An 11,815-nucleotide genomic window follows, 5' to 3' on the forward strand; every position below is an offset into this window, starting at 1 on the left:
AGGCCTTTGCAATGATATTACTTAAACTTATCTGGGAAGTCCTCTTAATATTACTATTTGGCCTCCTTGATCATCTTCTCTTGCACCATCAGCAATAGCGGTTGCATTGGTTTCCATATCATGACCATCAACATTTTTAAAATCATCACTTTCCCAGTAATGAGGCTGTAGATTCAATAAGAAAGTATTTGGAACGCCTATTTTGTCTGATATATCTTCCAATGCTCCAAACTCTCCGCTAAAACCAGTGCTTCCGCTAGGGTCGAGGTCTTGTCTAACTACCAATTCCAATACCGTTTTGATGTTGTCACCGTCCAAATCAGATTGATAAATATATGCGGCATGTCCTCTATCGAAAGAGTTAGGGTCTTCCTGCACATAAACAAAGTTTTCGGTAACAGTAATGTTATCTGGACTTTGTAAGCTTGCCAAGTTTCCATCCATATTATTGGTATCTGTATTTCCAGAAATGATCTGTGTCAATTTTCCAGTAAGTGGATTCGCTTCATCCAACTCCAGTTTATAAACTGTTCCCCAGTCATTGTATGTACCTCTCCCTGGACCTCTACCGGTTACCGCAACAAATACATTTCTTCCGTTTGCATCAGAACCTTTTTGATAGTCTACATCTTCTACCCTCATAAATGCTGAGGCAAAAACAGCTACGCAGGCATCCTCCATTTCAGATTTGGTTAAAGAAGCGCCATTTGGTATTTCCACGAACTCAAAATCGTATGCCACGCCATAATCCAGATTACTTTCATTGTAAATTGTAGAGGGAGCTACATCTGTAACACCAGCTGCACCATCAGAAATTTGCTTTAGTCTTAAAACGTAAATTTTTCCATTGTTCAAGTCCGCATCCCCTTCTTCTGAATAATATAGTGTTATCTGACCTTCGGATCCGCTGGAATCATCATCTCCACCTATTATTACAGTTTTACCGGTGTAAGCATCTTTTGGTAATGGAACAGCGTTTTCCCAGGAGAATTCACCTAAAGCATCCAAACCAAAATCTGCGGTTGGGGTTGGGGTGTCAATATAGGGGTCTATCCCTTTAACATCATAATTAAAGCTTTCAGAAGCGGAAAGAAAAAGGTCTGTTGCCCCACCATGTATATCAGCTTCCCACATGGTACCTGAGCATTGTCGAGCAAAATCAGCTACTCCTGAATTCAATAACCAATCCCCACCTGTTGGGTTCAGGTTTTCATCCAATTTAATTCGTGCAACTGCATAATCGTCTTCCGCATTTACAATATAAAGGTAACCATCACTATTAGGGTCCTTTAAAAATCCAGCACCATCTGCTGCGCCTACAAACTGAAATCCATCATCAAGTATATCGGTTGAGCTAACTAGGGAATACGCTTTTACAAAATTGAACTGAGGTTGAATAGCCACTAAAGGTTCCAATTCTGATTTGTTTTCAAACATGGTAGCAGCTGGAATAAAGTCTTCCCCATCCTGGCCATCAGCTCCATCCACTCCATTTACGCCATCTACACCATTGGTTCCATCCAGTCCGTCTTCACCATCACAACTAGTAAAGCCAAACCCAATGGCAATTGTAAATATTAATCCAAATAACAATTTCTTCAAATTCATAATTTTAGTTTTAGGTTTTGTTGAATTCTCCAAAACTATTTATGAACCCTTAGCATTTGGTTACCTCAATATATTGATTTGATTATCTCACTTTTAAAAAACTGTTAGTTTGTAAAGTTTAAGTGTCATTAACGTTCCTACAGTTTGAGCTTAAGGTTAACTTCATTTTTTAGAAACTCTGGAAGCACTGCCATACTTGAAACTCCAAGGAAATTACTTTCCTCCAAAACCATAATTTGGGGTAAAATTCAGTTTTATCTTTTGACCACCTTTAGAAATGGATTCGTATATCGCTTCTACAATGACCATATCCCTTTTTCCCATTTCCCCTGGCGCCATATTCGGACTATTAAATAGAATATGCTTGGCAAAGTCATCCATCTGCAATTTTTGTTGACTTTCTTGGGGAAAATCTAGTATTCCTTTAGATGTTCGCCCGGCTAATGGAATATAAGTGCTTGCCGGGTCTAATTCGAACCAACCATTTTGGCAAGATGCAAAGAGCCTGTTGGCCCTTATATTGTGCGATGTCATAATAGTACCTATGGCACCACTTTCAAATTCGAATTGAGCCGTAATGGTTTCATCCGTATCCTTAAAATATTCCGGGCGAGTACTATATTGTTGTGCCGAAACAGAAGTTGGGTTCTCTCCAGTACCATAAATCACACTTTGAATAGCATATACGCCCATATTCATCAATGCACCGCCTCCCGAAAGTTTTTTATCCAAGCGCCATTGCTCCGGATTTGACATGGAACGGTAGGCAGCATCAGCAGAAATATAGTTTACAGCTCCAAATCTTTTGTTTTTCACCAAACGTTTTATTTCCTTGGTATAGGGTTCGGAATGTAATCTATATCCAATCCCCAATTTTACTCCATACTTTTCGCATGCCGCTATAATGGCATCGCACTCCTCAACATTCATTGCCATCGGTTTTTCACAAATAACATGTTTTCCCGCTTTGGCAGCTCTAATGGAAAAGTCAGCGTGCATACTATTGGGAAGAACAACATAGACTATATCAATAGCATCATTTTTGGCGATGTCATCAAAATTTTGATAGTTATAAATGTTCTTCTTGGGGATATTGTATTTATTGGCCCATACCTGTTCTTTTTCTGGGGTACCCGTCACAATTCCAGCCAAATAGCAATGTGCTGTTTCTAACAGCGCTGGAGCTAATTGATATGTGCTGTAACTCCCAAGACCTACTAAGGCAATTCCCAGCTTTTTTGCATTTTGATTATTCTCCTTAGCATAAGCAAGTGGAGTCGAAGCTATTAATGCAGTTCCGGCTGCTCCTTTCGCCAAGGTGGCGTTAAAATCTCTTCGTGAAAGCTTTTTCATAACGATTGGTTTAAGTGACAAGACATTAAAGTTAAAAATAAATGATTCCCTATTGATTTTAACACTATTACAATTTGATGAACAAATAAATAATGTCATGCAAAATATGTACTTTTAAAATCAGACTAATTCAACACAAAATGAAAAAAAATCAGCTTGCCTTTTGCATGTTTGTATGCGCTACAATTGCGCTTTCCCAAAACAGAAAATTACCAATAGATACCACGGTGACCACCCAGCACAGTGTTGCTATTAATGGCACAAATATTGGCTATACCGCTACTACTGGCACACAACCTGTATGGGATGAAATGGGAGAAGCTGTTGCTTCCCTGCACTATACATATTATACTAGAAATAATGTAAAAAATCGCGCGGAACGTCCATTGCTTATTTCATTTAATGGAGGACCTGGTTCCGGGTCTGTTTGGATGCATCTTGCTTATACAGGGCCTAGAGTTCTAAAGATAGATGATGAAGGCTACCCGATACAGCCCTATGGAGTAAAACACAATCCATATTCTGTACTGGACGTTACGGATATTGTTTATGTGAATCCTGCAAACACTGGCTATTCCCGAACCATTCCCGAAAAAGGGGAGAATGTGGATAGGGAAAAATTCTTTGGAATTAATGCCGATGTTAAATATCTGGCGGAATGGTTAAACACTTTTGTCACGAGGAACAATCGCTGGCAATCTCCCAAATATATCATAGGTGAAAGTTATGGTGGAACTCGGGTTATGGGGCTTTCCTTGGCTTTACAAAACCAACAATGGATGTACCTTAATGGTGTGATCATGGTATCTCCCGCGGATTATAAGGTTATTCGGGTTGGAGGCCCAGTGTCCAGCGCGCTCAACCTCCCCTACTATACTGCAGCGGCCTGGCATCATAAAAAGCTTCCCGCTGAATTGCAAAATAAAGACCTTTTGGAGGTTTTGCCAGAATCTGAAAATTATACGGTGAATACTTTAATTCCTGCTATTGCTAAAGGCGGGTTTATTTCTGATGCAGAACGCTCTTCGGTGGCTAAAAAGATGGCCTATTATTCTGGTTTAAAGGAAAAGGACATTATTGACCACAATTTGGATGTTCCCACTCAATTCTTTTGGAAAAACTTATTAAAGGAAAATGGAGGATATAATGTAGGGCGACTAGATAGTAGATATCTAGGAATTGACAAACAACTTTTTGGTGATAGCCCCGATTATTCTGCTGAGTTGACCTCCTGGTTACATAGTTTCACACCGGCCATCAACTATTACCTTCAAGAGGAGTTAAAATTTAAAACAGATATTAAGTATAACATGTTTGGCCCTGTGCATCCATGGAATAATGATGATGATAACACCCGTGATAATCTTCGCCAGGCGATGGCACAAAACCCATATTTAAATGTTCTGGTACAATCTGGATATTATGATGGTGCTACCACGTATTTTAATGCAAAATACACCATGTGGCAGGTTGACCCAAGCGGACGAATGAAGGATCGTTTTGAATTTAAAGGTTATAGAAGCGGGCATATGATGTACCTACGTCGCGAAGATTTGAAAAAAGCCAATGATGATTTACGGAGTTTTATTTTACGCACTGCGGTGGGTAATAAAAGTGCTAAATATTAATTCCATTTTTGAATTCACAATATGAGTTGGATTAAGGTAATACCTTATACAGATGCGGATACACAATTAAAAAAGATCTACGATAGAGTCAAAGGTCCTAATAATAATGTGGACAATGTGCTTTCTATACATAGTTTAAGGCCACATTCCCTAATTGGGCATATGGCTTTGTACAAAAACGTACTCCATAATTCTAACAACGAGCTTCCAAAGTGGTGTTTGGAAGCTATCGGGGTTTATGTGAGTTATCTAAATCAGTGCGATTATTGCGTAAAGCATCATTTTGAAGGATTCAAAAGATTAATGCAAGATGATGCAAAGGCCAACCAGTTTTTACAAGCTGTGGAAAACAATGTCCTGGATACTTTTTTTGATCCAAAGCATATAGCAGGAATGAACTACGCAAAAAAACTGACCTTGGCACACGATACCATAACAGAAAAGGATATTGAAGCTTTAAGATCAGTAGGTTTTTCTGATGGACAAATACTGGAAATAAATCAAGTCGCAAGCTATTTTAACTATGTTAACCGAACAGTAATCGGATTAGGGGTCAATACAACGGGAGATATCTTAGGACTTTCTCCCAATAATAGTGATGACCCTAATAACTGGAACCATAATTAGTTTAATAAAACAATCTACAACATGAAATTTATAAAGAAGATGTCCTTTTTGTTTTTAGCATTCACATTACTTATCCAAAACGGATATTCACAAGAGATTCCATCAAAAGAATGGCAAATTAAAACCGCTATAATGGCTGTCCCTTCAGATTATAAAGATGGCGCAAAAGTATATGGATATGATAGCGATGGGAAGTTTATAACCTTAAGAGAAGGCTCCAATGACTACATTGCATTGGCACATGACCCAAGCAAGGAAAAATTCTCTACTGCAGCTTACCATAAAGAATTGGAACCTTTTATGGCAAGAGGTAGAGCATTGAAAGCGGAAGGGAAAGAATTTCAAGAAATTTTCGATATCCGTGAGAATGAGGTGAAATCTGGAAAACTCAAAATGCCGGACAAAACAACACTTTGTGTTTTAACAGGCACCATAAACAAGGAAACAAAAGAAATTGAAAATCCATACGTACGCTATGTTTTTTACATTCCCTTCGCAACCGGTGAATCAACAGGGCTTCCAACAACTCCAACTCCACCTGGGCATGCTTGGTTGATGAATCCTGGAACACATAGAGCTCATATTATGATAACCCCGCCCAAAAAGAAGGGGTAGCGTTTCTCTTTCCGTAAATTAGTATTTTAAGGTGAATTTTACATTTCATACTTTTAATCAATACATTATTAAAATGGTAAAATTTAAAATAGGGATTTTAACAATGTTTTCTCTTTTAAGCTTCTTTAAAAATTCCCAAGCTCAAACTGGAGATTGGCCAAACTTACAAAAGTATCAAGAAGCCAATTTAGCGCTCGAGGAGCCAAAAGAAGACGCAAATCGTGTAGTCTTTATGGGAAATTCGATTACTGAAGGGTGGGCCATTGCTAATCCATCATTTTTTGAGGACAACCCCTATGTAAATCGTGGAATTAGTGGACAAACTACGCCACAAATGGTATTACGATTTCGTCAAGATGTAATTGATTTGAAACCAAAAATTGTTGTAATCCTCGCTGGAACAAATGATATTGCTGGCAATACAGGCCCCATGACCTTGGAACAGATAAAAGATAACATTCTTTCCATGGTGGAATTAGCGGAAGTAAACGGTATTTGCCCAATTGTAAGCTCTGTTCTTCCTGCATATGATTATTCATGGAGACCAGGTCTGGAACCTAACATTAAAATACCCGCCTTAAATAAAATGCTAAAAGACTTATCTGAAAATAAAGGGATCATTTATCTTGATTATTTCTCTGCCATGGCCGATGATAGAAATGGGCTTCCCAAAGCTTTGGCAGAAGATGGCGTGCATCCTACTTTAAAAGGGTATCAAATAATGGAGGTTTTGGCAAAAAAGGCCATCGAAGAAGCTATACAGAAATAGACTGTTTTGCTTCATTCGCCTATAAAATAGGAGCATTTATGTATATTTGATCAGCAGATTTAAAGGCCCCCCACAAAGTAATTCAATGTGGAGTTAGTAAGCAACAGAGAAACTACAATCGCTGTATTGCCCTTTAAGATTATTGGAGATGCAGTGTATATGAGTCCCATTATTCTGGGATTCACAGAAGATCTTATTATCAATTTTTCAAAATTTATAGGGCTTTCCGTAATCTCCCAATATTCTACTCAAAATATATCTGATGTTTCTGAAAAAGAATCTGTAGCCCAGCTTGGTGCCGATTATATCATTACAGGCAGCTTTCGTTCCTTTCGAGATAATTTTAGAATTGGTGTACAACTCATTAGAACAAGGGACAACAAAGTTATTTTTGCAGGCAATCATGATGAAACATTAGAATCCATCTTATCTACACAGGATACTATCACCCAACAGATGGTCAATGTGCTACAGCAACAAATTGATCATGACCTCCTATCCTACTCATACCGAAAAGAGTCTGTTGAACTAGCGGCATATGAGAATTGGCTTTTGGGAATGAGCCTATTAAAAAAAGGCACTGTTGAAAGTGACCTTGCTGCTCGAGGACATTTTGAATCTGCATTGGCAATAGACCCCCAATTTGCAAGGGCCTATACTGGAATCTCCCTTTCTTATTTTAATGAATGGAGTTGTCAGCTCTGGGACCGATGGGATATTAGCCAAAAGGGAGCCCATGAATATGCATTAAAGGCCATTGAACTTGATGAAAATGACTATATCTCTTTGGCAGTGTTAGGTAGAACGTTCCTGTACTTAGGAGACCATGATAAATCTGAGCATTATTTGAGGAAATCGCTCAGAATGAACCCTAATGATGCAGATAACCTTACCCTAATCGCATTTTGCATGGTTTATCTTGGCTATGCCAAAGAAGCAGAAAAGTTGTTTTTAAAAGCCAAAAACCTAAACCCACTTCATCCAGAAGTATACTTTCCATATGCTTCTTTTATTTATTTTGAATTGGGGGATTTTCACAAATCTGTTGAATTTGCAGAAAAGGTGACAAATACTTCGGTTTGGACAGATTTTGCCGCTTATGTATCAGCTGCTTATTATCATCTCTCAGAATTTGATAAAATGCAACAGTTTTGGAAAAAATACCTCAGCCTGTTTAAAAAGAACATCAATAAAGGAATAGAGCCGACAACATTTGAGGCATTGGACTGGCAAAAAACGGTAAATCCATACAAGGTAAAATCAAACCTAGAACCATTTTGGAAACATATGGCTGGACATGACATCAAAGCTTCTGTTACTTTTCCTAAACCTGAATCTACTTTTAGAGGTAATTTCAAGATTGATGGAGAAATCTGGCAATTGGAGTACATGAAAGAATCTACAGTGCTAAAAGATGCCAAAGGCTTGCACGATATTGCAAAACTATTGCAACAACCAGAGAAACAAATTCATTGCACAGAGCTAATGGGTAGTGTTCTGGATAGTGATGGCACTGAACTTATTGACAAACAAGCTCTAAAAGATTACAAAAGTAGAATTCTCTCTCTACAAGCAGATATTGCCGATGCTGAAGAAATGGGACTGGCTATAAAAGTTGATACGCTTAGAGAAGAATATGAAAAATTGCTAAAACATTTGTCAGAGGCAACGGGCATTGCCAATAAACCCAGGAATACTGGCTCTACCTTGGAAAAAGCAAGATCAGCTGTGACTTGGCGTATACGAAGTGCAATCAAAAAAATTGAGAAGGCACACCCTCAGCTGGCAAAACACCTTTCAAATTCTATAAAAACAGGGACCTTCTGCAGCTATGCGCCAGAGTCCCCGCATCAGTGGAGTATTTAGTTCCTTACAGTACCCCCCTTACATTGTGAGGCAAAAACTTTTGCTTTTATAATTGAATAACAACATTAAACTTATAAAAAGACAAAAATGGAAACAATTTTGCAAAACTTACCAAATCCTTGGGAGGTCTTGGTAGATCCAATTTCACTGATTGTATTGATCATGTATGGAGTGTTAATGCTTTGGGAAGGCCTCTTCCCCGCAAGGAAACTCCCAAAAATGAAACATTGGAAGTTGCGGGGGCTTACCTCCTTTGCAGTGTTCTTTTATTTATCAACCTATTTCCCGCTTATATGGGATACATATTTGGTAGATTATCAAATTTTTGATTTAACAGCTCTGGGAACAGGTTGGGGCGCTTTTGTAGGGGTTATGATTTATGAATTTGCTCTTTATATATGGCATAGAAGCATGCACAAAAATGATAAGCTATGGAAAGTTTTTCATCAAATGCATCATAGTGCAGAGCGAATGGATAGCTATGGCGCCTTTTATTTCAGTCCAATGGATATGATAGGGTTCACATTTCTAGGTAGTCTATGCCTGGTCGTAATAGCCGGTTTCACTGCAGAAGCATCAACCTTATTTATTCTAATCACCACATTCTTAGGAATCTTTCAACATAGTAACATCAAAACACCAGCTTGGATAGGATACATTATTCAAAGACCCGAAGCGCATACTGTGCATCATGCTAAAGGAATACATGGCTATAATTATTCAGATATTCCACTTTTTGATATCATTTTCGGCACTTTTAAAAATCCTGCCAAATACGAACACGAAACGGGATTTTATCATGGAGCATCAGCCAAAGTTTGGGATATGATAACATTTAAAGATGTTAACAAGTAACAAAACAAAGGTGTTATGGATTTTGATAAAAATGTACCATTCATGGGTCCAATGTTGACCGATGGAGGACTTGAAACAGAACTGATTTTTCATCATAATATTGATTTACCCCATTTTGCGGCCTTTGTCACATTGAATAATATCCAACATACCAATGTTGTTTTAAATTACTATAGACGATATCTGGAATTAGCAAGACAATATGGTACGGGGTTCATTTTAGAAAGTCCGACATGGAGGGCTAACTACGATTGGGCTTATAAATTGGGGTATTCCACAAAGGAACTTGAGGCAATTAACATAAAATCGATTGCCGTATTGAATACACTTAAGGATGCGTATAAAAACAAGGTAAATGAAATATTGATTAGCGGTTGTGTGGGTCCCCGTTTTGATGGATACAGCATAATTGAGGTGATGAGCGCCAAGGAGGCAAAACAATACCACATACAGCAGATTGAAGCCTTTAAAAAAGCTGGAGTTGACCATGTTACCGGGATTACCGTAAATTACCTTGCAGAAGGCATGGGTATCGTCAAGGCTGCAAAAGAAAAAGGGCTCCCTGTGGTTATTTCATGGACTACAGAAATGGATGGAAGGCTTCCAAGTGGTGAAAGCCTCCAAGAAGTAATCGATACCATAGATAAGGAAACTGATTACTACCCTAGCTACTATATGGTGAATTGCGCACACCCCTCTCACTTTGTGGATCAATTAAAGCCAAAATCCAATTGGAGGGAGAGGATTATGGGAATAAGAGCAAACGCCTCATGTAAAAGTCACGAAGAACTTGACAATTCAAATGTGTTAGAATCTGGTGATAAGATAGAATTATCCAATTGGTATGCCACCCTAAAAGAAATTTTGCCAAATCTCAACGTTTTTGGTGGATGTTGCGGGACGGATAGTTCCCATATTGAAGCCATTTGCAGTAAACTTTTTAAAGAGATCAGGCATGAAAAGTCATTTTGAGCTTAACGATACAGAATTTGTGCAGAAGTTTGAAGATTGTAGTCTAGAGCCATCACTTTTTAATCATGGAGCTCATCTAAGACTGGCATGGTACTATATTAAAGAATTTGGGGTTGAAAAAGCAATTAAAAAAACATGTGCAGCCATAAAACAGTTCGACCTTGTACATGGAAAGGGCGACAAGTTTCATACTACCATTACCGTAGCCTCAGTCAAAATGGTATATCATTTTATGCAGAAGTCACAAAATTCAGACTTTCAGACTTTTATGCACAAGTTTCCAAGGCTGAAAATTGCCTTCAAAGAATTGTTAGATCAGCATTATGGGATTGATATCTTTTCAAACGAGGAAGCAAGAGTTCGTTATATAAACCCAGATATTTTACCCTTTGATTAGAACAGTATATCGCCCTTTGGAATTTAGTTAATTTGCACAATGCAATATCCCAAGGTCAGTATTTTAATTCCCTTTAAAAACACAGCACATTTTCTTTCTGAATGTTTGGATTCCATTCAACATCAGAACTATAGCAACTGGGAGGTTTTAGCGATTGATGATCATTCCAGTGATACAAGCTTGGATTTGCTAAAGTCCTATGCAAAAAAGGACTCCAGAATCAGGGTGTTTGCCAATAATGGAGCCGGCATTATACCCGCACTTCGATTGGCATATTCAAAAAGTACAGGGCATTTTGTTACCAGAATGGATTCTGATGATATCATGAAACCAGAGCGTTTACAACTAATGGCAATGTCTTTGCTTGAAAAAGGAAAAGGTCATGTCGCAGTCGGGCAAGTAAAATATTTTTCCGATCAGGGCATTAGTGATGGGTATGCCAAATATGAAAAATGGTTGAATCAATTGACAAAGGAAGGAGCCAATTACACTGAAATTTATAAAGAATGCGTAATCCCCTCCCCTTGTTGGATGGTATCACGAGAAGATTTTGAAGCTTGCGGTGCGTTTGAACCCAATAGATATCCCGAGGATTACGACCTTACGTTTCGGTTTTATGAAAAAGGGCTAAAAGTGATCCCATGCAATCACATACTGCACCTTTGGCGTGACTACGATAGCAGAACTTCCAGAACACATGAACATTATGCCCAAAATTATTTTTTGGACATCAAACTCCATTACTTTTTACGTCTGGATTACGATATTGATAGGCCGCTTGTGATTTGGGGAGCCGGATTCAAAGGAAAAGCGATTGCCAAAAACTTATTGGAGCAAGGTATTGCCTTTGTTTGGCTATGCGATAATCCGAAAAAAATTGGAAAGAAAATTTATGGCAAAGAACTGGTCCACTTTAAAGCATTGGAAGGCTTGCAAAACCCTCAAAGCATTGTTACCGTAGCAAATGAAGCTGCCCAAAAGGAAATAAGAAGCTTTTTTCTCAGTTTAGACCAACAGCCGATGCTAGATTATTTCTTCTTTTGCTAAAAACGCCCAATTAAAATTACCAAACTCTTAACAGGGAAAACTTCAAATCAAAACTGTATTAATCCCTATATTTGCTTA

Annotated in this window: 11 protein-coding genes; 9 read left to right on the forward strand and 2 right to left on the reverse strand. The window is 38.3% G+C overall.

Annotated elements, in window-relative coordinates; all coding sequences use genetic code 11:
* Window positions 1-27: 27 nt before the first annotated feature.
* Together FVB32_RS14790 and FVB32_RS14800 are read right to left on the reverse strand one after the other, a co-directional pair.
* The gene (locus FVB32_RS14790; RefSeq protein WP_187269592.1) at window positions 28-1,608 is read right to left on the reverse strand and encodes a PhoX family protein; all 1,581 of its coding nucleotides are present in this window, start codon (window positions 1,606-1,608) and stop codon (window positions 28-30) included.
* A 213-nt stretch (window positions 1,609-1,821) separates the two neighbouring features.
* Entirely contained in the window at window positions 1,822-2,961 is a 1,140-nt protein-coding gene (locus FVB32_RS14800; protein ID WP_147744608.1) for a Gfo/Idh/MocA family protein, read from the reverse strand.
* A gap of 140 nt (window positions 2,962-3,101) precedes the next feature.
* Between FVB32_RS14800 and FVB32_RS14805 the strand changes: the two genes are divergently transcribed.
* From FVB32_RS14805 to FVB32_RS14845, 9 genes are all read left to right on the forward strand, one after another.
* The gene (locus FVB32_RS14805) at window positions 3,102-4,589 is read left to right on the forward strand and encodes a S10 family peptidase (protein WP_147744609.1); all 1,488 of its coding nucleotides are present in this window, start codon (window positions 3,102-3,104) and stop codon (window positions 4,587-4,589) included.
* A 21-nt stretch (window positions 4,590-4,610) separates the two neighbouring features.
* A complete protein-coding gene (locus FVB32_RS14810) occupies window positions 4,611-5,216 on the forward strand; it encodes a carboxymuconolactone decarboxylase family protein (protein ID WP_147744610.1) in 606 nt (201 codons plus the stop codon).
* A 21-nt stretch (window positions 5,217-5,237) separates the two neighbouring features.
* Window positions 5,238-5,831 carry a hypothetical protein gene (locus tag FVB32_RS14815; RefSeq protein WP_246139896.1) on the forward strand — a complete coding sequence of 198 codons (594 nt, stop codon included), beginning with the start codon at window positions 5,238-5,240 and terminating at the stop codon, window positions 5,829-5,831.
* 73 nt (window positions 5,832-5,904) lie between these two features.
* Window positions 5,905-6,600, forward strand: coding sequence for an SGNH/GDSL hydrolase family protein (locus FVB32_RS14820; protein ID WP_147744611.1), 696 nt, complete (start codon window positions 5,905-5,907; stop codon window positions 6,598-6,600).
* An 87-nt stretch (window positions 6,601-6,687) separates the two neighbouring features.
* Window positions 6,688-8,466 (forward strand): tetratricopeptide repeat protein, encoded by a 1,779-nt coding sequence (locus tag FVB32_RS14825; RefSeq protein WP_147744612.1) that lies wholly within the window; start codon window positions 6,688-6,690, stop codon window positions 8,464-8,466.
* Window positions 8,467-8,553: 87 nt separating this feature from the next.
* Window positions 8,554-9,321 carry a sterol desaturase family protein gene (locus tag FVB32_RS14830; protein ID WP_222707967.1) on the forward strand — a complete coding sequence of 256 codons (768 nt, stop codon included), beginning with the start codon at window positions 8,554-8,556 and terminating at the stop codon, window positions 9,319-9,321.
* 15 nt (window positions 9,322-9,336) lie between these two features.
* A complete protein-coding gene (locus FVB32_RS14835; RefSeq protein ID WP_147744613.1) occupies window positions 9,337-10,293 on the forward strand; it encodes a homocysteine S-methyltransferase family protein in 957 nt (318 codons plus the stop codon).
* Window positions 10,277-10,690 carry a hypothetical protein gene (locus FVB32_RS14840; protein ID WP_147744614.1) on the forward strand — a complete coding sequence of 138 codons (414 nt, stop codon included), beginning with the start codon at window positions 10,277-10,279 and terminating at the stop codon, window positions 10,688-10,690. Before FVB32_RS14835 ends, FVB32_RS14840 begins: the two co-directional genes overlap by 17 nt.
* A 39-nt stretch (window positions 10,691-10,729) precedes the next feature.
* Window positions 10,730-11,737 carry a glycosyltransferase family 2 protein gene (locus tag FVB32_RS14845; protein ID WP_147744615.1) on the forward strand — a complete coding sequence of 336 codons (1,008 nt, stop codon included), beginning with the start codon at window positions 10,730-10,732 and terminating at the stop codon, window positions 11,735-11,737.
* Window positions 11,738-11,815 lie beyond the last annotated feature (78 nt).

It is taken from the genome of Flagellimonas hymeniacidonis (assembly GCF_008040165.1).
Classification (GTDB): domain Bacteria; phylum Bacteroidota; class Bacteroidia; order Flavobacteriales; family Flavobacteriaceae; genus Flagellimonas; species Flagellimonas hymeniacidonis.